Genomic DNA, 25,821 nt, shown 5'->3' with positions numbered 1-25,821 from the left:
GTCTAGCCGCGTAGGTCAGAGGGTGCGGTTGTCCCTTATTCGTCTGGCTTTGCCCAGGGACCGTTCCAGGGCGTGCGGCGGCAGGACTTCAACGGTGGCGGTGACGCCTACTCGGTCTTTGATGCGGCGGGTGAGGTGGGCCGCGGCGGCGGCGTGGTCGGTGAGGCCGGGGGCGGCTTCTACCTGGACGGTGAGTTCGTCGAGGCGATGGGGACGGGTGAGGACGCAGACGTAGTGGGGGGCGAGGCCTTCGACGAGGAGGATCTGTTCTTCGATCTGGGTGGGGAAGACGTTGACGCCGCGGACGATCATCATGTCGTCGGTGCGGCCGGTGATCTTCTCCATCCGGCGCATGCCGGGGCGCGCGGTGCCGGGGAGCAGGCGGGTGAGGTCGCGGGTGCGGTAGCGCAGGACCGGGAAGGCTTCCTTGGTGAGCGTGCTGAAGACGAGCTCGCCGATGGAGCCGTCGGGGAGGACTTCACCGGTGACGGGGTCGATGATCTCCGGGTAGAAGTGGTCCTCCCAGATGTGCAGCCCGTCCTTGGTCTCGACGCACTCCTGCGCGACGCCCGGCCCCATCACCTCGGAGAGCCCGTAGATGTCGACCGCGTGCATGCCGGTGCGCTGCTCGACCTCGGCGCGCATGTGTTCGGTCCACGGTTCGGCACCGAAGATCCCGATCTGCAGCGAGGTGTCGCGCGGGTCGAGCCCGCGGGCCTCCATCTCGTCGACGATGCTGAGGAAGTACGACGGCGTGACCATGATGATCCGGGCACCGAAGTCGCGGATCAGGTCGACCTGCCGCTCGGTCATCCCACCGGACACGGGTACGACGGTGCATTCGAGCCGCTCGGCTCCGTAGTGCGCGCCGAGCCCGCCGGTGAACAACCCGTAGCCGTAGGCAACATGACACACGTCGCCGGGCCGCCCACCGGCCGCGCGGATCGACCGCGCCATCAGATCGGCCCAGTTGTCGAGGTCGCGCCGGGTGTAACCGACCACCGTCGGCCTCCCCGTCGTTCCCGACGACGCGTGCACCCGCACAACCTCCGACCGGGCGACGGCGAACATCCCGAACGGATAGTTGTCCCGCAGATCCGCCTTCCCGGTGAACGGCAACCGACTCAGATCGGACAGCTCCCGAAGATCCCCAGGCGCGAACCCGACGCCGTCCAACGCGGCCCGGTAGTGCGGCACCCGCTCGTACGCCGACGCGATCGTTGACTGGAGCAACGAAAGCTGGCGGGCCCGGAGTTCGTCGACGGACAGCCGCTCGCCGGCGTCCCGCAGTTCCTCGGGACAGGGTTCGCCGAGCATCACAACACCTCCAGGTCAGGGGCGGGCCAACAAGGTCGCGATACCCTGACCAACCCCGATGCACATGGTGGCCAGCGCGTACCCGGCGTCCCGGTGCCGCAACTCCAGCGCCGCGCTCAGGGCCAACCGCGCGCCCGACATCCCGAGCGGGTGACCGAGGGCGATGGCACCGCCGTTCGGGTTCACGTGCTCGGCGTCGTCCGGCAACCCGAGCTCACGCAGTACGGCCAACGACTGCGAGGCGAACGCCTCGTTCAGTTCGATCACGCCGACGTCGGGAAGCGCGACGCCGCACCGGTCAAGCAGCTTCCGAGTAGCCGGCGCCGGGCCGATGCCCATGATCCGCGGTGATATGCCGGCAGCCGCCGTACCCACGATCCGGGCCAGCGGCGTGACGCCCAGACGCTCCACCGCTGCGCCGCTCATGACGAGCAGCGCGGCCGCGCCGTCGTTGACGCCGGACGCGTTGCCGGCGGTGACTGTCCCCGGGGAGCGGAACGGCGTCTTCAGCCCGGCCAACGCCTCCAACGAGGTTTCGCGCGGGTGCTCGTCGACGTCGACCACCGTCACCGCGCCACGCTTGCCCGGCACCTCCACGGCGACGATCTCCTCGGCCAGTCGCCCGTTCGCCTGCGCCTTGGCCGCCCGCTGCTGACTGCGCAACGCGAACAGATCCTGGTCCTCGCGGGAGACACCGAACTCCGCGGCGACGTTCTCGGCGGTCTCCGGCATCGAGTCGATCCCGTACTGCTTCTGCAGCACCGGGTTCACGAACCGCCACCCGATCGTGGTGTCGTAGATCTCCGCCTGGCGGGAGAACGCCGCGGTCGCCTTCGGCATCACGAACGGCGCCCGCGACATCGACTCGACGCCACCGGCGACGACGATCTCGTGGTCACCGGCGATGATCGACCGGGCGGCGTACGCGACCGCGTCCAGGCCCGATCCGCACAGCCGGTTGATCGTCGTTCCAGGCACCGAGGAGGGCAGTCCGGCCAGGAGCACGGCCATCCGGCCGACGTTCCGGTTGTCCTCGCCGGCCTGGTTCGCGCAACCGAGGACCAGGTCGTCGATCAGCTCGGGGTCGAGGCCCGGGTGCCGGGCCAGCAGGGACGACACCGCATGCGCCGCCAGGTCGTCCGGGCGGACCGCTGCGAGCGCGCCGCCGTACCGACCGATCGGTGTCCGTACGCCGTCCACCAGGTACGCCGATCGGGTCATGACTCCTCCGAATCCGTTGAGGCAATGATCGTGCCGGACAGCTGCCGGCTGCGGCCGCGGAACTCGGCGATCACCTCGTCGCCGCGGCGCACGGTCACGTCGTAGATCCCGTTCCGGCCGAACGACGTCCGCTCGCGGGCCTCGGCGACCAGCAGGTCACCACGCTTGGCCGGCGCGACGAAGACGATGTCGCAGGTCTGCGCGACGGTGACCAGGTTGCGCGAGTTGCACGCGAACGCGAACGCGGAGTCGGCCAGACAGAACACGAATCCACCATGCGCGATACCGTGCCCGTTCACCATGTCCTCGCGCACCGGCATCTCGAGCCTGGCGAAGCCGTCGGCGACCTCGACCAGCCGCATCCCCAGGCCGGCGCTGGCGGTGTCCTCCGCCCACATCGCCGCGGCCACCCGGGCCGCCAGGTCGTCAGCCATCGCCAAACGCCCTCTCAAGAAGAGGTTGTGACACTCTATCCCCGGTCGCGTCAACGACTGTAACATCACAGACGCAGACCCCGAGCTTGGAGGACCCATGACCGACTGGCTGGCGACCCACCGCGAGCGCCTGGACGACGCCCTCACGGCGATCCGTGGCCGCGGCTACCACTCCGCCTTCCCGGAGTCGCCCAGTCCGCGGGTGTACGGCGAGACCGCTGCCGCCGACGGCAAGGCGGCCTTCGAACGCCACCTCGGTACGACGTTCCCGCTGGAGATCCCGGGGTCGCGCGGCGAGGTCGTCACCGAACACTCGCCGTTCGGGATCACTCTGGACATCGCTTACCCGCGGATGGTCGAGGACGGTCTCGACGATCTGCTCACGGCCGCCCGGACAGGACTCAAAGACTGGCGCAAGGCCGGGATCGACACCCGGACCGGGGTGACGCTGGAGATCCTCGACCGGCTGCACCAGCGCGTCTTCGAGCTGGCGAACGCGGTCCAGCACACCAGCGGCCAGGCGTTCGTGATGGCCTTCCAGGCCGGCGGCGCGCACGCGCTGGACCGGGCGCTGGAGGCGGTCGCGTACGCGTACGAGGAGATGAACCGCTGTCCGGCCGAGGCGACCTGGGAGAAGCCGGCCAAGGGTGACCCGATCCGGATGGAGAAGACGTTCACGGTCACCGGCCGCGGGGTCGCGCTGGTGATCGGCTGCAACACGTTCCCGACCTGGAACTCCTGGCCGGGCCTGTTCGCGTCGCTGGTCACCGGCAACGCCGTCGTGGTGAAACCGCACCCGCTGGCCGCGCTGCCACTGGCGATCACGGTCGAGGTGTGCCGCGAGGTGCTCGCCGAGGCCGGCTTCGACCCGAACCTGGTGACGCTCGCGGCCGAGCGGGCCGGCGACGGACTGGCCAAGCCGCTGGCGACCCGGCCCGAGGTGAAGCTGATCGACTTCACCGGCGGCAGCGAGTTCGGCGAGTGGCTGGAGCAGAACGCCACCCAGGCGACCGTCTTCACCGAGAAGGCCGGCGTGAACGCCGTCATCATCGACTCCACCGACTCGTTCAAGGCGCTGACGGGGAACCTCGCCTTCACGCTCTCGCTGTACTCGGGCCAGATGTGCACGACCACCCAGAACATCTTCGTCCCGGCCGGCGGGATCGAGACCGACGAGGGGCACAAGTCCTTCGACGAGGTCGGTGCCGGGATCGCCGGCGCGATGAGCAAGCTGCTCGGTGACGACGCCCGCGCGGTCGAGATCCTCGGCGGGATCGTGAACCAGGCCGTGATCAGCCGGCTCGAGCTCGCCCCGGAGTACGGCGACGTCGTGCTGGAGTCGCGGGCGATCCAGCACCCGGCGTTCCCGGACGCGGTCGTCCGGACGCCGCTGCTGGTGGCGATCGACGCCAAGGACGAGGAGGTGTACGGGCGGGAGTGCTTCGGCCCGGTGTCGTTCCTGGTCCGGACCGCGGACACGGCCGAGTCGATCGAGCTGTTCCGCAAGACCGTCGCCGACGGCGGTGCGATGACGGCCGGGATCTACTCGACCGACGCCGAGACGCTCGAGGTGGCGCGGGACGCGGCGCTGGACGCCGGGGTCGCACTGTCGGAGAACCTGACCGGCCAGGTGTTCGTGAACCAGTCGGCGGCGTTCAGCGACTTCCACGGAACGGGCGCGAACCCGGCCGCCAACGCGACGTACACCGACGGCGCCTACGTGGCGAGCCGCTTCCGGGTGATCCAGTCCCGCCGCCACATTGCGTGATCACCGTTACCCGGCCGCGTAACCGCCTCCGCACTTCTCTTCGCGGGACTCGCGGTCCTCAGGTTGCTGCCGAAGCGTCGTTGAGCGGATTCTGAGGCGGAGGGTATGACCGACACACCCTCCGTGGCACCTCCATCCGCCGACCCGTCCAGGAGAACGCCGTGACCCAGAGCCTGACCGAGGTACTCGCCTACTACGACAGCTGGCTGGCGTTCAACCAGCGGTACCAGCGGGTGCCGGGCGTCCAGGTCGCGGTGTCCGCCGAGGACGCGATCGCGTTCTCGGCGGCGTACGGACTGGCCGATGTCGAGAACGACGTACCGCTGACCGAGCAGCACCTGTTCCGGATCGCGTCGCACTCGAAGACGTTCACCGCGACGGCCGTGTTCCAGCTGGTCGAGCAGGGCCGGCTGCGGCTGGACGACAAGGCGGGGCAGCACGTCACCGAGATCGTCGGCACGCCGCTCGGCGAGCGGACGGTCCGGGACCTGCTGGCCCACGCCGGCGGGATCACCCGGGACAGCCTGCAGGCCGACTGGTGGCAGCTCGCCGGCAGGTTCCCGGACCGGGAGGAGCTGCTGGCGGTCCTGCGGACCGAGTCGTCCGCCGTCCTGCCGGAGAACGAGCGCTTCAAGTACTCGAACATCGGCTACGGCCTGCTCGGACTCGTGGTCGAGGCCGCGTCCGGGACGCCGTACAACTCGTACGTCCAGACCGCGATCGTGGACAAGCTCGGGCTGTCCGGGCTCGGTCCGGAGCTGGATCCGGCCCGTCGCAACGAGTACGCCGCCGGGTACAGCGCACTGTCGTACGCCGACGAGCGGATCCCGATCGACCATGTCGACACCCGGGCGCTGGCCTCCGCGACCGGCTTCTTCGGCAACGCCCGTGACCTGGTCACCTACTTCTCCGCGCACCTGCCCGGCGACGACCGGCTGCTGACGGACAAGTCGAAGCGCGAGATGCAGCACCCCCTCTGGCAGACCGCGAACGAAGACTGGCCGCGGTACGGGCTGGGCGTCCAGATCGCGAAGCTCGGCGAGCGGCACCTGTTCGGGCACGGCGGCGGCTACCCCGGGCACATCACCCGGTCGATGGTCGACGGGTCGGCCAGGATCGCGGTCAGCGTGCTGACGAACGCGATCGACGGTCCCGCGCAGCAGCTGGCCGAAGGGTTCTTCAAGCTGCTGGATCTGGCCGAGTCGAAGGATCGCCCCGGTGACGCGACCGGCCTGAGCCGGTTCACCGGCCGGTACGCCAATCTCTGGGGCGTCACCGACATCGTCGAGCTCGGCGGCCGCCTGTACGGGATCGACCCGGCGTCCACGGATCCGGGCGCCGAGCCGCAGACGCTCGAGGTTGAGGGTGACACCCTGCGCGTCACCGGCGGCTCCGGCTACGGGTCGTACGGCGAGTCGTACCGCTTCACCTTCGACGCCGACGACCGGGTCGAGACCCTCCGCGGCTCCAGCGGCCTGCTCGCCCACCCGATCGACCGCTTCACCCTCCCGGACCGGCTCACCGTGCAGTAAGTAGCGTGCGGGTATGACTGTACTGATGCCACGCCTCCGGCGCAGCAGGTCACGGGGCTGTAGCTCCCGGCCTTCCCTCGTCGCTCCAGTCGCTGCGCTCCCTACGCTCCTCAGTCCAGGCCGGGAGGCCCCATGACCATCCACGGCGATCACCCGTTCCTGCCGCCCGAGTCCGATCGGAGTCCGGTACGGCGGCTGCGTGGGCGGCTGCCCTCACCGGTCGGGTTGTGGACCACCGCGTCCGGCGGGAAGCGGGCCGGCCTCACGGTGTCGTCGATGCTCGTGGCCGACGGTGAACCCGGATCCGTGATCGGTCTGATCGACCCGGACTCGGACCTCTGGGAAACGTTGCGCCAGGCAAGGACCGCGGTGGTCGCGCTGCTCGGCGAACCGCATCGCCGGCTCGCGGACGCCTTCGGCTACGTGGCACCGGCCCCCGGCGGTCCGTTCCGGATGATCGACTGGACCGACACCGCCTGGGGTCCTGCCCCCGTCGGCGTCAGCACGTGGGCCGGCTGCACGCTCGCCTCGACCGACCCGCCCCAGGTCGGCTGGGCCCTTCAGGTCCAGCTCGACATCGCCCACGTCGAACTCAGTCCCGACGAGATCCCACCACTGGTTCACCGCCGCGGGCGCTACGTCTCGATCACAGGTTGACGGTGGTGTGCGCGCCACCACGATCCATCATCCGGACGGGCGGAACCGGGCGATCGAGGTGCTGCTCACGTCGTGGTCACAATCGCGCAATCTCGATGCCCGCTGTCTTTGCCGAGCACCGGATGTGCGCGCTCTCACACGCTGGTGCCGCCGGGGGTCACGTCTGCGCAACGCGCTTGCGCGGAACGTTGACACCCAGCGCGCGGCGTGCCCAGAGTTGGGCCGTCAAGGGGCCATCGTTGTCACAGGCGGCTTCCATGAGCTGATCGGAGAGTGAAAACATGCGTGGTGGTCTGAGCAAGACCGTCGCGGTGCTGGGTGCGGCGGGTCTTCTCGCGGTCAGCGCCTGCGGCAACAGCGACGACGGTGGTGGCGGTGGGGACGCGGCGGCCACCAAGGACGTCACCGTCTTCACCTGGTGGGCCGACGGTGGTGAGAAGGCCGGTCTGGACGGCATGGTCTCGGTGTTCAACACCGAGTGCAAGGACTACAAGTTTGTCAACTCCGCGGTCGCGGGTGGCGCCGGCTCGAACGCCAAGCAGGTGCTGGCCAACGACCTCGCCGCGGGCAAGCCGCCGTCCACCTTCCAGGCGCACGCGGGTGCCGAGCTGAGCGACTACATCAACGCGGGCCAGGTCGACGACGTCAGTGGCCTGTACAAGGAGTTCGGCCTGGACAAGGCCTTCCCGCAGAACCTGATCGACAACCTGACCGTCGACGGCAAGATCTACTCGATCCCGGCCAACGTGCACCGCGCGAACGTGACCTGGACGAACCCGACCGTGCTGAAGAAGGCCGGCCTGGACGCCACCAAGGCGCCGGCCTCGGTGGACGCCTGGATGGCGGACATGGACAAGCTGAAGGCCGCCGGCGTGAAGGCGCCGCTGGCCATCTCCAAGGGCTTCGCCCAGGAGATGCTGGTGGAGGTCGTGCTGCTGGCCGAGCTCGGCCCGGACAAGTTCACCAACCTGTGGAAGGGCGAAAGTTGGGACGGTGCCGACGTGACCGCGGCGCTGGAGAAGTACAAGAAGCTGTTGACCTACACCAACGCCGACCGCGAGGCGATCGACTGGCCGGACGCGCTGCAGTACCTGAACAAGGGCCAGGCCGGCTACTTCGTGATGGGTGACTGGGTTGCAGCACAGCAGTTGGCCGACAAGGTGCCGGACACGGCGTACACCTACTGGCCGTCCCCGGGTACGGCGGGCAACTTCCAGTACCTGTCGGACTCCTTCACGCTGCCGACCGACGGGCAGAACCCGGACGGTGCGAAGTGCTGGCTGAAGGTCACCGGCTCGGCCGAGGGCCAGAAGGCGTTCAACACCAAGAAGGGCTCGATCCCGGCCCGCTCGGACGCCCAGCCGGCTGACTACCCGAAGTACCAGCAGTCCGCGATGGCCGACTGGAAGAAGGACAAGATCGTCCCGTCCTGCGCGCACGGTGCGGCCTGCACGCTCGGCCAGAACAACAACATCCTGTCCGCGATCAGCCAGTTCAGCGGTAGCCAGAACGTCGCCCAACTGCAGAAGGCGCTCGGCGACGCGATGAAGAAGAGCTGATGCGGGTCGAGTTGCGGACCGGCCTCGGTCCGGAGGGCTGAGCATGCACGGAAGAATCCGTACCTGGGGCCCGGGTGCCCTGGTACTGCTGCCGACCGTGCTGCTGCTCGGGTACTTCGTCTACGGGCTGATCGCGTGGTCGTTCAACACCTCGCTGACCGACCGGCACACGGCCCGCAGGGGCCCGGCCGACTACGTCGGGTTCGAGAACTACGTGAACCTGTTCGGCGAGGACCGGTTCCTCAACTCGCTGAAGAACCTCGGCGTGCTCACGGTGGCGTTCATCGTGGGCACGCTGATCTTCGGCCTGCTCTGGGCCCTGCTGCTGGAGAAGGGGGTCACCGGCGAGGGCATCTTCCGGTCGATCTTCCTGTTCCCGATGGCAATCTCGATGATCGCCTCCGGGGTGGTCTGGAGCTGGCTGCTGAACCCGTCCCAGGGTGACGAGGCACGCGGCCTGAACCGGTTGTTCTCGATCGTCGGCCTGAACTTCCTGGAGAACGCCTGGTGGACCGCGGGGAGCAGATGGACAACGATGCTGTCCATCGCGTTACCTGCGATCTGGCAGCTGTCCGGGTACATCATGGCGCTGTTCCTGGCCGGTTTCCGGGGCATCCCGCCCGAGCTGCGGGAGGCCGCGCGGGTGGACGGTGCGAGCGAGTTCAAGCTGTACCGGCACGTGCTGTTCCCGCAGTTGTCGCCGATCGCTCTGTCGGCGCTGATCATCCTCGGCCACATGTCACTCAAGCTGTTCGACCTGATCTACGCGATCACCGGGCCGAACCAGTTCCGCACCGAGGTGCCGGCGATCTACATGTGGAACACGCTGCTGAGCAATGACCAGGCGAAGGCGGCCGGGATCGCGATCGTGCTGCTGGCGGTCGTCGCCGTACTCGTCATCCCGTACGTCGCGTACACCGTCCGGCAGGAGAGCAACGAATGACCGCCGCAGAAGCCGAGGCGGCAACGGGTAGGGCCGCCGCCGCGATCCGCCAGAAGCCTCGCCGCGGTGCCATCGCGGACGGTACGACGCGGACCAGCCGGACCGTGAAGTACCTCCTCCTGCTGTTCTTCCTGCTGTTCGTGCTCACCCCGGTGTACGTCGTCCTGATCACCAGCTTCAAAACGTCCAGCGACACTACCGCTGCCGCGCAGTGGTCGTTGCCGGAGACGTGGACGCTGGAGCCGTGGCGCAAGGCGTGGGACGTGCTGCAGCCGTACATGATCCGGTCGCTGTCGCTGGCGATACCGGCCGCGATCATCTCCTCGATGATCGGGTCCGCGAACGGGTTCGTGCTGGCCCGGTGGCGGTTCCCGGGCGCAAACGTGGTGTTCGCGTTCATCCTGTTCGGGATGTTCATCCCCTACCAGGCGGTGATGCTGCCGCTGCGGACCACGTTCAACGAGCTGGACGTGACCCGCGGTGTACCGACGCTGATCATCGCGCACGTCATCTACGGTCTGCCGATCTGCACGCTGATCTTCCGGAACTACTACGCCACCATCGTGCCGAACGAGATCATCGAGTCGGCCCGGGTGGACGGCGCCGGGCTGGTCCAGACCTATGTCCGGATCATCCTCCCGATCTCGATCTCCGGCTTCGTGGTGACGCTGATCTGGCAGTTCACCTCGGTCTGGAACGACTTCCTGTTCGCGCTGTTCCTCACCCAGCAGCAGAACGGGCCGGTGACACTGGGTCTGGCGGCCCTGTCGGGCGGCCAGAAGGTCGACTACGCGGCCAGCATGGCGGGTGCGCTGATCACCTCGTTCCCGACCCTGCTGGTGTACATCCTGCTCGGCCGCTGGTTCATCGGCGGTCTGATGGCGGGTGCCCTGAAGGGCTGACGAACGACGTCTGCGGCCCGTGCTACTCCACCCACGGGCCGCAGTCGTGTGGTGACGGCGTGTCGACCTGCTTGTCCACAGGACGCGCGCAGGGGCCTGCGGCGGACAAGTCCCGGCGGGTAAGGTCGCGGACGTGACCAAGTCACCACGAGGCCGGGACGGACGACCAAGCCACTTGCGGCTGGTCGGTTCCACGCCGGGCCCGACCCACCGACCCATGGCGGGTGTCGACGTCGACACCACGCCGAGTGTCGCCGTGCTGGAAACGCTGCTGGAAACGCTGTCCCTCGACCTGGCCGCCGCGCCCAGAGCCCTGCACCCGGTGATCGCGGAGGCTTCGGTCGCGCGGTCCGCCGCGATGCTCGCCGACCAGTTGTGGCCGGCCGGGCGACCGGACGAGATCGGTGAGGTGGAGCGGTTCTTCTGGGCCGACGCCGCCCGCGTGCTCGGTGAGCGCCGCGACCCGCAATCCTTTGTCCTGTTGACGAGTCTGGCCCGCACGGTCGGTCCGGCCGGGCGGCTGCCGCTGCAACGCGCGCACCTGTCCCGGCTGCGGACCGAGGCCGAGGTGCCCGAGTGGGTGACCCGGATCGCCGGGTTCCGGCTGACCAGCGCGATCGTGTCCGAGGACATCACCGGCGACGGGCTCAGCGTCGTGCTGGACTACGACGACGACCAGCACCCGCACACCGTGGTGGTGTTCATCGACAACAATCTCGGCGCGATCGTCAAGGACGTCTTCGTCGGCCCGCCGGTGGACCGGGTGCTCGAGGCGTACCAGCGGGGCGGCCGGGTGACGATCCGGACGGTCCGTCCGCCGACCGCGGCCGGCATCATCCTGCAGGCGCTCGGCGAGACCCACGACTTCGACGACCCGCCGGTGAGCGAGGACTTCGAGTTCTTCTCCGCCCTGCTGGTGAACCGGCTGACCCAGTTGCCGGAACGACCGATCCGCCCGCCGATCCGGCCGTTGCTGTCCGCGCGGCAGCGCGAGCAGCTGGTCGACGAGTTCCTCGAGTCGCGGTACGCCGTGGGGCTGCCCGACGACGCGGCCGACATCGTCCGGTTGTGGATCGACCACGCCGTGGACCACACCGTCGGCGGGCCGCTGCGGGTCAGCGCCGTACTGGTGGAGTTGTTCCTGGCGCACTGGCTGCCGCGCAAGGTGCTTGCCGACAGCACGTACTTCGAGGCGGTCCCGCTGGTGGTGAAGGCCTGGCTGGAGTTCGCGGGCGACCGGACCCAGCTGGCGCTGGACGCGATCGACGAGGCGGTCGACGCGGTGGACGTGTGGACGCCGGCGCTCGAGGCCGCGGCGATGATCGACCCGGTCGGGTCCAAGCCCGGTGAACGCGTCTTCCTCGACGACACCACCAACGACCTCGAGGACGCGTACCGGGCGCTGTCCGGACTGGGTTCGCCACCTCAGCCGGACCTGCAAGGCCTGGACAAGTCCCAGGCGGCGACGCTGTCCGTGCTGGCTCCGCACGCCTGGCTGATGGCCGGCGAGACCCTCGGGACGACGTACGCCGGCGAAGCCTTCGACATCGCCGAACGCCTCGTCCGCGACGCCCCTGACCTGCTCGCCAAGGCCCGCCTCTCCACCTGGCCCCGGGCGATCGTCTGGCTCCTCGCCCACCGCCACCGCCTCGTCGGCCCCGGCGAACCCCTCACGCCCTACTCCCTGGCCGCCGACCTCTCCTCCTCCCCGGCCACCCTCCGCAAAACCGCCAAACTCCTCACCGACACCCTCATCCTCCCCCGCTGATGCCGGGCCGCTCGGGATGTGGGTTGAGGGGCGGCGCAGAATGGGGGTATGCATGTGCGTGCGCCGGAGCTCAGGGGTCGTGGGTGGTTGAACACCGGTGGGCGGGAGTTGGCGCTCGCCGACTTCCGGGGGCGCTTCTTGCTGTTGGATTTTTGGACGTTTTGTTGTGTCAACTGCCTGCACGTGCTGGCCGAGTTGCGGCCGGTGGAGGAGAAGTACGGCGACGCGCTGGTGATCGTCGGCGTGCATTCGCCGAAGTTCGCGCACGAGGGTGAGGAAGCGGCGGTCCGGGCCGCGGTCGACCGGTACGAGGTGGGCCACCCGGTGCTGGACGACCCGGAGCTGATCACCTGGCAGAACTACACCGCCCGCGCCTGGCCGACGCTGGTACTGGTCGATCCGAACGGCTACATCGTCGCGCAGTACTCCGGTGAGGGCCACGCGCACGCACTGGACGCCCAGCTGGCGGAGCTCATCGCCGAGCACGAGCAGGCGGGCACGCTGACCCGTGGCAAGTCGCCGTACGTCGCTCCGGAGCCGGAGCCCACCGACCTCCGTTTCCCGGCCGAGGTGGTTGCCCTAGACAACGGATACCTGGTCGCCGACGCCGGCAACCACAGCATCGTCGAGCTCGCCGGCGACGCCACCACAGTGGTACGCCGCTTCGGCACCGGCCACCGTGGATTCGCCGACGGCCAGGCCGGCCGGGCCGCCTTCTCGGAGCCGAACGGCCTCACGCTGGTCCCTCGCGACGTCGCGAGCAAGCTGGGCTACGACGCCGTCGTCGCCGACACGGTGAACCACGCGCTCCGCGGGATCAACCTGGAGACCGGCCGGGTCTCCACCCTGGTCGGCACGGGCAAGCAGTGGATGGACGGTGACGGCACCGATGTCCTGAGCTCACCGTGGGACGTCGCGTGGTGGCAGGACAAGGTGTGGATCGCGATGGCCGGCGTGCACCAGGTGTGGACGTTCGATCCGTTCACCGGGACCACGGAAGTTGCCGCCGGCACCACCAACGAAGGCCTGAAGGACGGCCCGCTCAAGGAAGCCTGGTTCGCCCAGACCAGCGGCCTGGCCGTCGACGGCGACCGTCTGTGGCTGGCGGACTCCGAGATCTCCGCGCTCCGGTGGATCGACACCGAGGTGCACACGGCCGTCGGCACCGGCCTGTTCGACTTCGGCCTGCGCGACGGCAAGGCGGCCGACGCCCTGCTGCAGCACCCGCTCGGCGTCACCGTCCTCCCGGACGGCTCGGTCGCCGTCGCCGACACCTACAACGGTGCCGTCCGGCGGTACGACCCGCGCGCCGAGGTGGTCGAGACGATGGCGACCGGCCTGGCCGAACCCAGCGGAGCTGTTGTCGTAGGCAACGAGTTGCTGGTGGTCGAGTCCGCCGCGCACCGGCTGACCCGGATCCCGTTGGGGGCGTCGGCCACCGCGGACGAGTTCAGCACCAGGACGCAACGTCCGCCGATGGACGTCGCGGGCGGCGAGGTCAGCCTGGACGTGGTGTTCACCCCACCGCCGGGACAGAAGCTGGACGACCGGTACGGCCCGTCCACCCGGTTGCTGGTCTCGTCGACCCCGGAGTCACTGCTGCGCGAAGGCGCCGGCGACACGACGGACCTCAGTCGTCGTCTCGTGATCGACGAGCGGGTCGGCGACGGTGTGCTGCACGTCGCCGTCCAGGCGGCGTCGTGCGACGACTCGGACGAGGTCGAGTTCCCCGCCTGCCACATGCACCGGCAGGACTGGGGCGTACCGATTCGCGTGTCGCCGGAGGGCGCCACGCGACTGGAGCTGGTGCTGTCCGGGGCCTCTATTCCTTGACGTCGCGCTGGTGCTCCTCGACCACCCGGTACTCCTCCTCGATCGCCGGGTCGATCGCGTCGGTCTCGACGCGGCGCCGCCGGTTGGTGATGTAGAAGGAGAGCACGATCCCGGCCAGTCCGGCCAGGACCAGGATGTAGCCGACGACGGTCAGGTTGACGGCGTCCCACGAGTCGCGGACGGCGAACGCCAGGATGGCGCCCACCACCATCAAGAAGATCCCCACACCGATGCTCATGCACGTCCTCGCTTCGCTCCGGGCGCGCATGAGCCACGAGATGCGCTGCACCTGACGATGCGCTCACTCCGTCCACTCATGTCGAGCCTCCTCGTGAAGTCGTCCAACACTGTCGACGCTACTCCGCTCCGACGGTGTTAGCCATGCGCGACGCATGTCTGATACACCGCCGGACGAGGACTTGGTACCCAGTGACAAACGTCAGCGGGCGTGCAGCTCGATGTCGCCGCTGGTCGTGGTGGCCTGGACGGTGTACGAGCCGTTCGCGGCGTCGCCGAGCGCGTTGTCGACGTCGCCACTGCTGGTCTCGGTACTGACGTTCCAGTTGCCGGCCGGTGCGGTCACCTCGATGTCGCTGCTGGTGCCCTTGGCCCGTACGTCGTTCGCCTCGGTCAGCTCGAGCTCGAGGTCACCGGAGGTGGTCTCCACGGTCACCGGCCCGCCCGTGAGTCCGGAGGCCTCGATGTCGCCGGACGTCGCCGTCACGTCGAGTTTCCCGGTCAGGTCGCGGACGAGCAGGTCCCCCGACGTCAGGCTCACCTTCACGTCCCCGGTGACGTCGTTGATCTCGAACTCGCCGGACCGGGACTTGGCGTCCACCCCGCTGACGCCGGAGATCGAGATGTCGCCGCTGCCGTTCTCGCCGGTGACCTTGGTGCCGCGCGGCACGGTGACGACGAAGTCGGCGCTGCACTGCCAGCCGCAGTCGCCGTCGAGCTTCAGCACGCCGTTGTCGACGGAGTACGCGTCACCCTTCTTCCACAGCCAGAACCTGCGCTTCTCCTGCACCGTGGTCTTGTCGTCATCGGAGACCTTGATGGTGATGTCCGCGCTCTTCGCGGCCAGCTCGACTATGCTGATCCGCTCGCCGACCTCGTGGTCGTCGGCGGAGTCCCGGTCCCCGAACTGCCAGAACGCGAGCGCGGCCCCGGCCACCAGAAGGACTGCCCCGAGCTGCTTGGTCTCCGCCACTGTCCGCCCCTTCTCGACCCATCCTGTCCGCTCGACAGTAGGCCGGGCACCGGTGGCCGAGGATCCGGCAGATCCCCCGAGGCGCCCCTGAACCCCACTCAGGGACGCCCGAGGTCAGGACCGGTGGTCGCCCCGGGACACCGCGCCGGCGAGGTCGGCGTCGAGGGTGCCGAAGAAGGTCCGCGCCCAGAGGTCGTCGCCGTGCCAGTAGGGCCCGTCGTCACCGGGCAGCGAGGCCGGCGCCTTGCCGCGCTTGAGCGCCCGCCGGCACTCGGCGCACAACGGCAGTGCGAGCGTGGTCCCGTCCGCCTCGACCTGCGTCCGCTGCCCGGAGGACCTTCCGTGCAGGGGATTGAAGGCACACAGATCCGGTACGGCGTCCTGCTTCCGGCCGGCCGCGACCGCGACGGCGGCGTCGTACTCGCGGCGGGCCTTGTCCAGCAGCACCATCGCGCCGACCACGTCGACGAGGTCCTCGGACGCGTCGAGCACCTTGCCGGCGGCCTGGTGCGCGTCGAGCGCGGCCTGCTGATGCCGCAGGCCCGTGCCCTCGGCAGCCGGCAGCGCGGCCAGTTTCGAGCCCAGCACGGTGAGCTCGGCGGTCGTCTCGCCGGCCAGCCGGCGACGCCGTTCGGCCGCGACGGTCGCGGCCACGTGCGGCGGGATGGTGAACGGCTTCTCCCGCCGCGGGCGGTCCTGATGCCGCGCGCCCGGCCGGCGCAGGCCGATCACCAAGCCCAGGCCGACGAGGGCAGCGATGCCCAGCCCGACGAGCAGTACGACTGTGCCGGCCGGCGACTCTTCCACGTCCGAGGAGTCGCGGGGCGCTCTGCCCGGCCGGGTGGTCTGCGCCGGAGCGGGGATGCCGGGCGCCGCCAGCAGTTCGTACATCCGCGACAGCACCTCGGTCGGGCCGGCGTCGTACCCGGTGTCGTCCAGGGCCCGCTCGCGGACCGCCCGGAGCTTGTCCTCGTTCAGTTGCGGCACCTCGTGCGCCTCGTACCAGGGGAACCGTCCGCCGCCGTCGACCACGACGTACAGCCCGGGCCGGTCGAGGGCGTCGATGACCAGGGTCAGCACATTGCGCTCCTTGCCCTGGAACGCATCGCTGGGCGTCAACGGCAGCACGATCGAGTACACCGGGTACTCGAGCGCCTTCGTCTTCGCCAGCACGTCCTCCCGCAGCTTGTCCGGCAAGGCCGTCTCGTACGCCGGATCGACGTACAACGGTTCCTTCGCCAGCGCGGCCGCGATCTCCTCGGCCCGCTCGGCCGGAGTCTGCGCCTGCGCGGGTACGGCGGTCAGCGACACCAGCAGGGTCAGCACAACGGTCAGGGCCAGCCGGATCTTCACCGCGTTCCTCCTGCTCGTCGGGCCACCATGGCCGCCACTCCGAGTACGACGCCGGCGAGCAGCGCGCCGCTCATCAGGCCGAGCACACCGCCGCCCAGGCCGTTGCCGATCGCGTCCCGGGTCGTGAACCGATCCGGTTCCGACGTCCGCTCCGGACGCGGCGGCAGCGGCTCGGTGCGCGCCGGTTTCGCGTCGTACCGGTCGTCCGCCTTCACGTTCGCGAGGTAGTCCGCCAGCTGACTGCCCATCGACTGGTTCGCCTCCGCGTAGTCGCTGGCCCGCGCGTAGGCCTTGACCTCGTGCTCCGTGCCGTACGTCGTCGTGCCGTCCATCACGACGTACACCCCGGGCTTGCCGTTCGCGGCCGCGAGCCGGCCGGCGAGCAGTTCGGTGTCGCCCTCCTCGGGGAACCATTCGCCGGTCGGTACGACGGCGACGTACACCGGCACGGGTGCGGACTCGATCGCGCGGAGCATCTCCGCGGCCTGCGTCGCGTCCACGACCGACGTGTAGTCCGGGTCGACGTACAGCGGGTCGTTCGCCCAGGCGGCGGTCGCCGCGGTGATCCGGGGGTCCGGTGGGTCCGCGGCCCACGCCGTACCGGACAGCAACGCGACTGTGGCCATAAGCAACAGTAAGAGGCGCCTGCTCATCGGGCACCGTCCTGGAGCCGGGCCACCCGATCGGGCAGGTCGTCGGACAGCGCCCCGAAACCGGTCGCCACCATTACGTTGTCCTCAGGATCCAGCGTCCAGTACGGGACGTGCTCGCGCCCGAGCAGCCCGGAGCGGCGCCAGACCTGCAGGCCGTTCGGTGTGGTGCCCTTGCCGACGAGCCGGGCACACGCCTGGCAGGCGGGCACCTCGACGTCGTCCGCCCAGGTGACGGGCATCGTGCCGGATCGGTGCGTCGGGTCGAAGAAGCACGGCGGGGAGATCTTCGCGCCACTCGCACCCCGCTCGGCCTGGCGGGCCAGGACGAACGCCCCGGTCACCGACAGCAGGTCGTCCGGGTCACCGTCGCGCAGCGTGCGGGCTGCGTCGAGGCGTCGGTAGGCGTCCTCGCGCTGGTCCATCACCTTCACCGACTTCCCGCGCCGCTTGTCGAGCCGGTCGAGCGACCGCTGCGCGCGCTCGATCCACTCGTCCGCCCGGACCTGCATCCGGCCCACGGTCATCGGCTCGCCGTCGCCGGCCTTGGGCTTCGAGCGCCCCGATCCACTGCGCCGGCGCAGGACGAGCCACAGCGTCAGCGCGAAGCCGGCCAGCGCGCCGGCGCCGAGGCCGGTGAAGGCGGACAGGTCCTCGAGGTCCGTGGCCGACCGGCCGGGGGGTGCCCGCTCCGGCTCCAGGTCTCCGGCCGGGATCGGGGGCAGGGGGCGCCCGTCGTACGCCGTCGCCGCCTGCTGGATCGACCGGACGATCATCGGCGCCGGCCGGTCGTTGACGATGTCGCGGTGCTGCTCGTCGTCGAGCTGGACCCGGGTGAGGCTGCGGCCCTTCAGCCCGGCCGGCCGGTACAGCTCCTCGGTCGCGGACCAGTAGCTGTCGGACACCGTCGCCACGACGTACAGGCCCGGCTCGCCGACCCGCGCGTGCAACAACGTGACCAGGTCGGACACCTTCTCCCGCGTGTACGGCGTCCGCGGCAGAAGTGCGACGTACACGGCGAAGTCGGCCGCGGCGGCCTCGGCGCGGACCCGGTCCAGCTCAGGGATCGGGCGGAGCCGGTCGTCGACGTAGACCCTGTCGTTCCGCCATGCGGCCGCGATCCGGTCCGGCAGCTCCGGGGTCGCGGCCCGCGCGGGCAGGGCGGGGATGAACGCCAGGACGGCGAGCAGGGCGGCGAGGCGGCGCAGACGGACGAACATCGCGCACAGCGTACGACGAGCTGACCGGGACACAGCAGCACGGACGCACCCCGCGGACGAGAGGTTCCCCACCCGGAGACGGCACGGCCCTGGCTCGGACAGGGGAAGCCGAGCCAGGGTCGTTGGTCGCCACGGGCAGAAACGTTCCCCCAGTGCGGTGGTTCCGCACCAGGGCAGATCGTGGGGCAGATCAGCTGCCCCGGGGCTTGCCGGGCCTCCGGCTCGATCCGCGCAAGTGACCGAGCCGGAGGAGCAGGGCGATCAGAACGCGGACTCCGGCAGGTCCATCACGTCGAGATCGGTGAGCTCGGCCTTGACCCGCTCGGCCCGCACCGACGGCATCGTGCTGCGGACGAACCACTGGGCAGCGGCCACCTTGCCGGTGTAGAAGTCCTGCTCGGCCGGGGACAGCTCGCCGCCGAGCTGGTTCAGCGCGACCTCGGCCTGCCGCAGCATCAGCCAGGAGCAGACCACGTCACCGAGCACATACAACAGCCGCGAGGTGTTCAGGCCGACCTTGTAGATGTTGCGCGGGTCGCCGTTCTCCGCCTGCGGGTTGCTCGCCATCAGCGCCTGACCCATCACGCCCAGGATCTTCTGGGTGTCCTCGAGGCCCTTCGCCAGCAGTCCGCGCTCCTCCTTCAGCCGGCCGTTGCCCGCCTCCGAGGCGACGAAGCCCTGGATCTGCTCGGCCAGGTGGCCCAGCGCCTTGCCCTGGTCCTTGATGATCTTGCGGAAGAACAGGTCCTGGCCCTGGATCGCGGTCGTGCCCTCGTACAGGGTGTCGATCTTGGCGTCCCGGACGTATTGCTCGATCGGGTAGTCCTGCAGGAAGCCGGAGCCGCCGAAGGTCTGCAGCGACTCGGTGCCGAGCAGCGTCCACGACTTCTCCGAGCCGTAGCCCTTGACCAGCGGCAGCAGCAGGTCGTTCACACCCTCGGCAACGCTGTCGTGCTCACCGGCGTACCGCGCCTGCTCGGCCCGGTCCTGGTACGTCGCGGTGAACAGGACCAGCGCCCGCAGCGCCTCGGCGTACGCCTTCTGCGTCAGCAGCGACCGGCGGACGTCGGGGTGGTGGGTGATCGTCACCCGCGGCGCGTCCTTGGCCGGCTGGGTCAGGTCGGCACCCTGGACCCGCTCCTTGGCGTACTCGAGCGCGTTCAGGTAGCCGGTCGACAGGGTCGCGATCGCCTTCGTGCCGACCATCATCCGCGCGTACTCGATCACCTGGAACATCTGCGCGATGCCGTCGTGCACCTCCCCGAGCAGCCAGCCCTTGGCCGGCGTGCCGTCGCCGAAGGTGACCTCGCAGGTGGTGGACACCTTGATGCCCATCTTCTTCTCGACGTTCGTGACGAAGGCGCCGTTGCGCTCCCCGGTCAGCTCGCCGGTCTGCAGGTCGAAGTGGTACTTCGGGACGACGAACAGGCTCAAGCCCTTCGTCCCCGGGCCGCCGACGCCCTCGATGCCCTGCGGGCGGGCCAGTACCAGGTGGACGATGTTCTCGGTCAGGTCGTGCTCGCCGGAGGTGATGAACCGCTTGACCCCCTCGATGTGCCAGCTGCCGTCGTCCTGCAGGGTGGCCTTGGTCCGGCCCGCGCCGACGTCGGACCCGGCGTCCGGCTCGGTCAGCACCATGGTGGCGCCCCAGCCGCGCTCGATGATGTGATGCGCGATCTTCTTGTCCCGGTCGGTGCCGTTGCGCCAGAGGACGTGCGCGAAGTTCGGGCCGGCGGCGTACATGTGCACCGGCGGGTTGGCGCCCAGCACCAGCTCGGCGGCCGCCCAGCGCAGCGACGGCGGCGTCGGCTGACCGCCCAGCTCGGCGGGCAGCTCCAGCTTGAACCACTCGGCGTCCATGTAGGCGTGGTAGCTCTTCTTGAACGCCTCCGGCATCCGCACCTCGTGCGCCTCGGCGTCGAAGACCGGGGGATTGCGGTCCGCCTCGGCGAACGACTCGGCCAGCTCGTGCTTGGCCAACCGGTCGATCTCGGCCAGGACCTCGCGGGCGGTGTCGACGTCCATCTCGGCGTACGGGCCCTGCCCGAGCACCTCGTCCCGGCCCAGGACCTCGAGCAGGTTGAACTCGATGTCCCGCAGATTCGACTTGTAGTGGCTCACGCCGTCACCTCGCTCCGCCCGGCTTCAGCGTGAGCCAGAGGCTGCTGTGCCGATTTGTTCGATCGCTTCGCTCTCTCACAGGTTCCCCTACCTCTTGGCAGCGTCGTACTCACGAGTAACTTGAGTATATACCCACGGGTAACGAAGGCAAAGGGGGTTTGACCGGGACGTGATCCGAGAGACTTGTCCGGGTGACGGTGAAGCTGATCTACGAGACGCACTCGACCACGCTCGACAACGAGCAGGGGATCGCGACCGGGTGGCTGCCCGGTCGGCTGTCCGAGGCAGGACTGCGGGAGGCGGCCGGGCTGGGGGTACGGCGCCGGGAGGTCGACATCGTCTTCAGTTCGGACCTTCGCCGGGCGGTGCAGACCGTCGAGGCGGCCGGGCTGACCGTGCCGCACTTCCTGGACTGGCGGCTGCGGGAGTGCAACTACGGCTCGCTGAACGGGTCACCCCGGAAGGCGCTCGAGCCGCGGGCGGAGCGGGTGCACACGCCGTTCCCCGGCGGCCAGAGCTACTGGGAGGTGATGGAGCTGACCCGCTCGTTCCTCGAGGATCTCAAGCGCTGGCACGACGGCAAGGTGGTGCTGGTCGTCGCGCACTCGGCGAACCGCTGGTCCCTCGACCACCTGCTGGACAGCCGCGCCTCCCTCGAAGACCTGGTCGCCGCTCCGTTCGAGTGGCGACCAGGCTGGGTCTACGAGGTCTAGGGCTTGTGGACGGCCACGCTGCCGTTCAGCTTGGTCGTGAACGCGGAGATGTACGACGCCGTGTTCGCGGACGTGAGGTTGTAGGTGAGGAAGACGCCGTACCCCTCGTCGACCGTGCGCTGGGCGAGGCTCGCGGCGGTGGCCGAGCTGGTCGCGCTGAAGGACACCGCGGCCGGGGCGAGCCGGGACTTCGACGACGGGCCGCTCGGAACCATCCAGGAGCCGTACCAGGGGTTCCAGGCGTAGTCGAAGGTGTCGGCGATGCTCACGCCGTCGTAGGACAGCCGGTCGGAGGCCGGGCCGATGTCGTAGAGGGTGATCAGCTTGTCCGGCAGCTTCTGACGCAGGGCCTGGACCAGGTAGACGAACGAGAAGTCGTTCGGCTGCCCGGTGCCGTTGTTGCCGTAGCCGGCGTACTCGTCGTCGAAGTCGATCCCGTCCAGGCCGTACTGCTCGACCGCGTCGGCGAGCTCCTGCGCGAACGCGTCGGCGGCCTGCTGGGTCGGGAAGTTCGCGAAGCCGGCGCCCTGGTGGTTGCCGAGGATCGACAGCAGGACCTTGATGCCTCTCTGCTGCAGCGGCCTGACCTCGGTCGCCACGTTGTCGAGCACGTGCTGCACGTTCTCGTTGCAGTGCAGGTAGGCGTTCGTGCCGTCGTAGTTGATGTTGGCGGCGAAGATCATCGCGATGTCGAAGACCTGCGCGCCGCCCTCGGCGAGCGTGTACTTCGCGACGTTCGTCATGCTCTCGTTGTTGACCTCGACGTAGACGGCCGAGATCGGGCCGGTCTTCGCCCGCGGGCGTTTCGCGGCCGCGGTGGCGGGCAGCGCGGCACCGGTGCCGGCCACCACGGACGACGCCGCGAGGGCGGACAGCAGGGTTCTTCTGCGGATGGGTTCAGGACTCATCGATCAACTCCAGGTCTGCTGGGCGGGGCAAACTGGCCACCGGAACTAAACCGGTATAGCAGCCCGATCTTCGACGGCGGCGGACCCGCTGTCAAGAGGTGTCGGCGGCGGGTGACAGTCCCGCCGGGTTGCGCCCCGGGTCGCCGGGGTGGGAACTTATGGACGGGGATGTCGTGCGGCAATGGGAATAACTTTCGGGGGCGAACCGGAGAGGACCCAGTGGACGAGCGCAGCCAGCTCACCACCGAATGCAGCGCAGGTCGTGTCCCATCCGCGCCCGGAGCGAAACGAGGACGTGGATGAGCACACCAGTGGCCGCACAGATCGGCACCGCGCGGACCAGGCGGTCCCTGGTCGCGGGCACGGTCGGCAACTTCGTCGAGTGGTACGAGTTCGGTGCCTACGGCTTCTTCGCCACCGTGATCGCGGCGAACTTCTTCAGCAGTACGTCGACCAGCGACGCCGAGAGCCTGATCAAGACCTACGCCTCGTTCGCGCTCGCCTTCTTCTTCCGGCCGATCGGGGCCGCGGTGTTCGGCCGGGTCGGCGACCGGATCGGCCGGCGCCCGACGCTGATCCTGGTACTGCTGCTGATGACGCTGTCGACCACACTGATCGGCCTGCTGCCGACGTACGCGACCGTCGGTGCGGCGGCGCCGTGGCTGCTGACGCTGGTGCGGGCGCTGCAGGGGCTGTCGGCGGGCGGCGAGTTCGGCGGCGCGGTGTCGATCATGACCGAGTTCGCGCCGAGGACGAAGCGCGGGCTGTACGGCGCCTGGCAGTCGTTCACCGTCGCACTCGGGCTGCTCGCGGGCGCCGGGCTGGCCGCGACGTTGGCGACCGTGCTGAGCCAGGAGGCGCTGACCGACTGGGGGTGGCGGGTGCCGTTCCTGCTCGCGTTGCCGCTCGGTCTGGTGGCGTTGTGGCTGCGGCTCCGCCTGGACGAGACGCCGAGCTTCGCCCGGGTGCAGCAGCAGGCGGAGCCGCGGCCGGCCGGCAAGGCCGAGGTGGCGAAGGCCATCGCCCTCGGCATCGGCCGGTTGATGGGCTGGTCGGCGGCCGGCTACACGTTCCTCGTGGTGATGCCGTCGTACCTGCAGGCGACGCTGAACGCGACGTTCCAGCAGGCGCTGGTCGCGACCGTGCTGGCGAACGCCGGGTTCGCCGCGTCGATCATGCCGGCCGGCTGGCTGAGCGACCGGATCGGGCGGCGGCCGGTGATGGTGGCCGGCGCGGCGCTGGTCGTCGTTCTCGCGTTTCCGTTGATGAACCTGCTGCAGGACGAGGACGCCGGGAACGCGGCCAAGGGTGCGGCGGTGTTCGTCGCCGGTCTGGTGGTCGGGCTGATGGCGGGCCCGGGGCCGGCCATGCTGGCGGAGATGTTCCCGACCCGAGCCCGGTACACCGGCCTCGGGCTGGCGTACTCGCTGTCCAACGCGGTGTTCTCCGGCTCGGCGGGCCTGATCATCACCGAGCTGATCAAGCGGACCGGCAACATCGACATCCCGGCGTGGTACGTGGTGGTCACCTGCGCGGTGAGTGTGGTCGCATTGCTGACGTTGCGCGGGGACGACCATCGACGGGAGTTGCGGGACTGACATGCGAGTCATCGGCCTGATGTCCGGGACGTCGTACGACGCCGTCGACGCCGCTGCCGCGGACCTGCGGTTCGACGGGGACCGGCTGGTGCTGACCCCGCTCGGCCTCCTCAGCCAGCCCTACACCCCGGAGCTCCGGGCGGCGATCGCCGGTTCGTTGCCACCGGCAAGTACGTCGATGGAGCAGGTGTGCCGACTGGATACCGGGATCGGGCGGGCGTTCGCCGAGGTCGCCCGGCAGGCGGTCGAGCAGTTGTGCGGCGGGTCCGCCGACCTGATCGTGTCCCACGGCCAGACGGTGTTCCACTGGGTCGACGGCGGCACGGTCCGCGGGACGCTGCAGCTCGGGCAGCCGGCCTGGATCGCCGAGGCGACCGGGACAGCGGTCGTGTCCGACCTGCGGGCCCGCGACGTCGCGGCCGGCGGCCAGGGTGCGCCGCTGGTGAGCATCCTCGACGTGCTCTGGTTGCGCGGGCGACCCGGCGTACCGATCGCACTGAACCTCGGCGGGATCGCGAACATCACCGTGGTGCACGGTGAGCCGGTCGCGTTCGACACCGGACCGGCGAACGCGCTGATCGACGCGGTCGTGCAGGAGCTGACCGGCCGGGAGTTCGACGTCGACGGCGTGATGGCCGGTCGCGGGCGGGTGCACGACGTACTGCTCGAGCGTTTGCTGTCGGAGCCGTACTACGGCCGGTCGGCGCCGAAGAGCACCGGCAAGGAGTTGTTCAACCTCGCGTACCTCGCCCGGGCGCTCGAGGGGTTGTCCGAGATTCCGGCCGACGACCTGGTCGCGACCGTGACCGCGCTGACCGCGCGGACGGTCGCCGACGCGGTCCGGCGGTACGGCGGGACCGAGGTGATCGCGTCCGGCGGCGGGATCCGCAACCCGGTGCTGATGGATCAGCTGGCGTCCGAGCTCGGGCCGGTGCCGCTGCGCAGTACCGACGAACTGGGGTTGCCGTCGGCGGCCAAGGAGGCGTACGCGTTCGCTGTGCTCGGGTTCCTGACGGTCAACGGGCTCGGTGGGACGGTGCCGAGTTGCACGGGCGCTCGGCACCCGAGTGTGCTCGGCTCGGTCACTCCCGGAGCCCGCGGGATCCCGGCCGCCGGACGCGACGCGCGACCGCCGGTGAGTCTCGCGATCGAGTGACTCACACTGTTCCTGTGACAAGGCTCTTCGTGGTGACGGGTGCGCCCGGTTCCGGGAAGTCGACGGTCGTGCCGGAACTGGTGCGGTTGAGTCCGGGGAACATCGTCGTGATGGACATGGACGAGTTGCTGGACGACCACGGGCGGTTGCTCGGGATCGACATCGCGACTCCGGCCGCGGCGCCGATCTGGCCGGCGTACAACGCCCTGTGGTTGCGGATCACCGAGCTGATCCGGCGCTCGGGGATCCCGGTGCTGCTGCTGTCGCCGGGGCTGCCGACGGAGCTGCCCGAGGGACGGTGGCTGCATCTGGACATCCCGGACGCCGTACGGCGGAAGCGGTTGGCCGCGCGTGGTTGGGCGGAGGCGCAGATCGCTGAGGCGCTCGCGGACGCGGCCGAGATCCGCAAGCACGTGCCGCGGTCGGTCCGGGGTGACGTCTCGCCGGAGCGGTCGGCCAAGGGCATCCTGGACTGGATCCGCGGTGAGCGGCTCGGCCGGACCCTCGGGTTGTGGGGACGGCTCCGGAGTTGACCTTCGAGCAGGTTCAGGGCTGAGTGTCGCCGCATGAGGTTGACGATCAGTGAGTTCGCCCGGCCGGTGGGGCTGGCGCCCAGCGCATTGCGATTCTACGACGACTGCGGCGTACTCCCACCTGCCGCGGTCGACGAGACCAACGGCTACCGGTACTACGACCGGGCGCAGGAATCGCGGGCCCGGCTGCTGCGGGACCTCCGGGAGATCGGGCTGCCGCTGGCCGAGGTGCGGGTCGCCCTCGACGCGGACCCGGCCGAGCTCGCGATCGTCGTGCGTGCCCACCTCCGTACGGTCGAGGCGCGGACGATGGCCGCCCGCGCCGCCGCCGACCACCTCCTCAACGGACTGCTCGCCGACCACACCACCGCCACTCTCGGCGGCCCTGAACTGGCCAGCGCCCTCCGCCAGGTCTGTCTCTTATA

23 protein-coding genes are annotated in these 25,821 nt (G+C 69.7%); 13 read left to right on the top strand and 10 right to left on the bottom strand.

Annotated features, from left to right (window positions below; genetic code table 11):
- Positions 1-15: 15 nt before the first annotated feature.
- From paaK to paaI, 3 genes are read right to left on the bottom strand one after another with little or no spacing between them, the layout of a single operon-like run.
- The gene (paaK, locus tag E1218_RS23580; RefSeq protein WP_132323694.1) at positions 16-1,317 is read right to left on the bottom strand and encodes a phenylacetate--CoA ligase PaaK; all 1,302 of its coding nucleotides are present in this window, start codon (positions 1,315-1,317) and stop codon (positions 16-18) included.
- Positions 1,318-1,332: 15 nt separating this feature from the next.
- Positions 1,333-2,538 carry a 3-oxoadipyl-CoA thiolase gene (pcaF, locus tag E1218_RS23575; RefSeq protein WP_132323692.1) on the bottom strand — a complete coding sequence of 402 codons (1,206 nt, stop codon included), beginning with the start codon at positions 2,536-2,538 and terminating at the stop codon, positions 1,333-1,335.
- The gene (gene paaI, locus E1218_RS23570; protein WP_132323690.1) at positions 2,535-2,972 is read right to left on the bottom strand and encodes a hydroxyphenylacetyl-CoA thioesterase PaaI; all 438 of its coding nucleotides are present in this window, start codon (positions 2,970-2,972) and stop codon (positions 2,535-2,537) included. Before paaI ends, pcaF begins: the two co-directional genes overlap by 4 nt.
- A 97-nt stretch (positions 2,973-3,069) precedes the next feature.
- On the opposite strand from paaI, the gene paaN reads away from it, so the two are divergent.
- From paaN to E1218_RS23530, 8 genes are all read left to right on the top strand, one after another.
- Positions 3,070-4,740, top strand: a complete 1,671-nt coding sequence (gene paaN, locus E1218_RS23565) for a phenylacetic acid degradation protein PaaN (RefSeq protein WP_132323688.1) — start codon at positions 3,070-3,072, stop codon at positions 4,738-4,740.
- Positions 4,741-4,901: 161 nt separating this feature from the next.
- Entirely contained in the window at positions 4,902-6,272 is a 1,371-nt protein-coding gene (locus E1218_RS23560; protein WP_132323686.1) for a serine hydrolase domain-containing protein, read from the top strand.
- A 132-nt stretch (positions 6,273-6,404) separates the two neighbouring features.
- Positions 6,405-6,929, top strand: a complete 525-nt coding sequence (locus E1218_RS23555; protein WP_132323684.1) for a flavin reductase family protein — start codon at positions 6,405-6,407, stop codon at positions 6,927-6,929.
- 281 nt (positions 6,930-7,210) lie between these two features.
- Positions 7,211-8,488, top strand: coding sequence for an ABC transporter substrate-binding protein (locus E1218_RS23550; RefSeq protein ID WP_132323682.1), 1,278 nt, complete (start codon positions 7,211-7,213; stop codon positions 8,486-8,488).
- Positions 8,489-8,531: 43 nt separating this feature from the next.
- Positions 8,532-9,431 (top strand): carbohydrate ABC transporter permease, encoded by a 900-nt coding sequence (locus E1218_RS23545; protein WP_132323680.1) that lies wholly within the window; start codon positions 8,532-8,534, stop codon positions 9,429-9,431.
- Positions 9,428-10,333 (top strand): carbohydrate ABC transporter permease, encoded by a 906-nt coding sequence (locus tag E1218_RS23540; RefSeq protein WP_132323678.1) that lies wholly within the window; start codon positions 9,428-9,430, stop codon positions 10,331-10,333. Before E1218_RS23545 ends, E1218_RS23540 begins: the two co-directional genes overlap by 4 nt.
- 217 nt (positions 10,334-10,550) lie before the next feature.
- On the top strand, positions 10,551-12,101 hold the full coding sequence (locus tag E1218_RS23535; RefSeq protein ID WP_233712411.1) for a hypothetical protein: 1,551 nt from the start codon (positions 10,551-10,553) through the stop codon (positions 12,099-12,101).
- Positions 12,102-12,149: 48 nt separating this feature from the next.
- The gene (locus E1218_RS23530) at positions 12,150-13,934 is read left to right on the top strand and encodes an NHL domain-containing thioredoxin family protein (RefSeq protein ID WP_132323676.1); all 1,785 of its coding nucleotides are present in this window, start codon (positions 12,150-12,152) and stop codon (positions 13,932-13,934) included.
- Here the strand turns inward: E1218_RS23530 and E1218_RS23525 are convergent.
- From E1218_RS23525 to E1218_RS23500, 6 genes are all read right to left on the bottom strand, one after another.
- Positions 13,924-14,172, bottom strand: a complete 249-nt coding sequence (locus tag E1218_RS23525) for a DUF6458 family protein (RefSeq protein WP_132323674.1) — start codon at positions 14,170-14,172, stop codon at positions 13,924-13,926. The two genes, E1218_RS23530 and E1218_RS23525, sit on opposite strands and share 11 nt — an antisense overlap.
- Positions 14,173-14,373: 201 nt before the next feature.
- Positions 14,374-15,144 (bottom strand): DUF4097 family beta strand repeat-containing protein, encoded by a 771-nt coding sequence (locus E1218_RS23520; RefSeq protein WP_132323672.1) that lies wholly within the window; start codon positions 15,142-15,144, stop codon positions 14,374-14,376.
- 114 nt (positions 15,145-15,258) lie between these two features.
- Positions 15,259-16,497, bottom strand: a complete 1,239-nt coding sequence (locus E1218_RS23515; RefSeq protein ID WP_132323670.1) for a hypothetical protein — start codon at positions 16,495-16,497, stop codon at positions 15,259-15,261.
- On the bottom strand, positions 16,494-17,123 hold the full coding sequence (locus E1218_RS23510) for a hypothetical protein (RefSeq protein WP_233712410.1): 630 nt from the start codon (positions 17,121-17,123) through the stop codon (positions 16,494-16,496). The genes E1218_RS23515 and E1218_RS23510 overlap by 4 nt, the downstream gene beginning before the upstream one ends.
- 23 nt (positions 17,124-17,146) lie before the next feature.
- On the bottom strand, positions 17,147-18,367 hold the full coding sequence (locus tag E1218_RS23505) for a hypothetical protein (RefSeq protein WP_132323666.1): 1,221 nt from the start codon (positions 18,365-18,367) through the stop codon (positions 17,147-17,149).
- Positions 18,368-18,628: 261 nt separating this feature from the next.
- Complete coding sequence (locus E1218_RS23500) at positions 18,629-20,488, bottom strand: acyl-CoA dehydrogenase (protein ID WP_132323664.1); 1,860 nt, start codon at positions 20,486-20,488, stop codon at positions 18,629-18,631.
- A 191-nt stretch (positions 20,489-20,679) separates the two neighbouring features.
- Here E1218_RS23500 and E1218_RS23495 point away from each other — a divergent pair, with 191 nt between their 5' ends.
- On the top strand, positions 20,680-21,201 hold the full coding sequence (locus E1218_RS23495) for a histidine phosphatase family protein (RefSeq protein ID WP_132323662.1): 522 nt from the start codon (positions 20,680-20,682) through the stop codon (positions 21,199-21,201).
- Here E1218_RS23495 and E1218_RS23490 read toward each other — a convergent pair.
- A complete protein-coding gene (locus E1218_RS23490; RefSeq protein ID WP_132323660.1) occupies positions 21,198-22,109 on the bottom strand; it encodes an endo-beta-N-acetylglucosaminidase H in 912 nt (303 codons plus the stop codon). The two genes, E1218_RS23495 and E1218_RS23490, sit on opposite strands and share 4 nt — an antisense overlap.
- A 299-nt stretch (positions 22,110-22,408) precedes the next feature.
- Here E1218_RS23490 and E1218_RS23485 point away from each other — a divergent pair, with 299 nt between their 5' ends.
- The 4 genes from E1218_RS23485 to E1218_RS23470 form a co-directional block, all read left to right on the top strand.
- Positions 22,409-23,707: an MFS transporter gene (locus E1218_RS23485; protein WP_132323658.1), complete on the top strand. Its 1,299-nt coding sequence runs from the start codon at positions 22,409-22,411 to the stop codon at positions 23,705-23,707.
- A 1-nt stretch (position 23,708) separates the two neighbouring features.
- On the top strand, positions 23,709-24,863 hold the full coding sequence (locus E1218_RS23480) for an anhydro-N-acetylmuramic acid kinase (protein ID WP_132323656.1): 1,155 nt from the start codon (positions 23,709-23,711) through the stop codon (positions 24,861-24,863).
- Between the two features lie 14 nt (positions 24,864-24,877).
- Positions 24,878-25,396 carry an AAA family ATPase gene (locus E1218_RS23475; protein WP_233712409.1) on the top strand — a complete coding sequence of 173 codons (519 nt, stop codon included), beginning with the start codon at positions 24,878-24,880 and terminating at the stop codon, positions 25,394-25,396.
- A gap of 33 nt (positions 25,397-25,429) precedes the next feature.
- On the top strand, positions 25,430-25,821 hold a 392-nt coding region (locus E1218_RS23470; protein WP_132323654.1), incomplete at its 3' end, for a MerR family transcriptional regulator.

It is taken from the genome of Kribbella turkmenica, from assembly GCF_004348725.1.
Taxonomy (GTDB): domain Bacteria; phylum Actinomycetota; class Actinomycetes; order Propionibacteriales; family Kribbellaceae; genus Kribbella; species Kribbella turkmenica.
This window is presented reverse-complemented; position numbering and strand designations above follow the sequence as displayed.

Bases quoted from the DNA above. Each gene is read 5' to 3' on its own strand.
- E1218_RS23555 (WP_132323684.1), top strand. From the start codon at position 6,405: ATGACCATCCACGGCGATCACCCGTTCCTGCCGCCCGAGTCCGATCGG.
- E1218_RS23525 (WP_132323674.1), bottom strand. From the start codon at position 14,172: ATGAGCATCGGTGTGGGGATCTTCTTGATGGTGGTGGGCGCCATCCTG.
- pcaF (WP_132323692.1), bottom strand. From the start codon at position 2,538: ATGACCCGATCGGCGTACCTGGTGGACGGCGTACGGACACCGATCGGT.
- E1218_RS23505 (WP_132323666.1), bottom strand. From the start codon at position 18,367: ATGTTCGTCCGTCTGCGCCGCCTCGCCGCCCTGCTCGCCGTCCTGGCG.
- E1218_RS23490 (WP_132323660.1), bottom strand. From the start codon at position 22,109: ATGAGTCCTGAACCCATCCGCAGAAGAACCCTGCTGTCCGCCCTCGCG.
- E1218_RS23480 (WP_132323656.1), top strand. From the start codon at position 23,709: ATGCGAGTCATCGGCCTGATGTCCGGGACGTCGTACGACGCCGTCGAC.
- E1218_RS23485 (WP_132323658.1), top strand. From the start codon at position 22,409: ATGAGCACACCAGTGGCCGCACAGATCGGCACCGCGCGGACCAGGCGG.
- paaK (WP_132323694.1), bottom strand. From the start codon at position 1,317: ATGCTCGGCGAACCCTGTCCCGAGGAACTGCGGGACGCCGGCGAGCGG.
- E1218_RS23550 (WP_132323682.1), top strand. From the start codon at position 7,211: ATGCGTGGTGGTCTGAGCAAGACCGTCGCGGTGCTGGGTGCGGCGGGT.
- E1218_RS23545 (WP_132323680.1), top strand. From the start codon at position 8,532: ATGCACGGAAGAATCCGTACCTGGGGCCCGGGTGCCCTGGTACTGCTG.
- E1218_RS23530 (WP_132323676.1), top strand. From the start codon at position 12,150: ATGCATGTGCGTGCGCCGGAGCTCAGGGGTCGTGGGTGGTTGAACACC.
- E1218_RS23535 (WP_233712411.1), top strand. From the start codon at position 10,551: ATGGCGGGTGTCGACGTCGACACCACGCCGAGTGTCGCCGTGCTGGAA.
- paaI (WP_132323690.1), bottom strand. From the start codon at position 2,972: ATGGCTGACGACCTGGCGGCCCGGGTGGCCGCGGCGATGTGGGCGGAG.
- paaN (WP_132323688.1), top strand. From the start codon at position 3,070: ATGACCGACTGGCTGGCGACCCACCGCGAGCGCCTGGACGACGCCCTC.
- E1218_RS23510 (WP_233712410.1), bottom strand. From the start codon at position 17,123: ATGGCCACAGTCGCGTTGCTGTCCGGTACGGCGTGGGCCGCGGACCCA.
- E1218_RS23540 (WP_132323678.1), top strand. From the start codon at position 9,428: ATGACCGCCGCAGAAGCCGAGGCGGCAACGGGTAGGGCCGCCGCCGCG.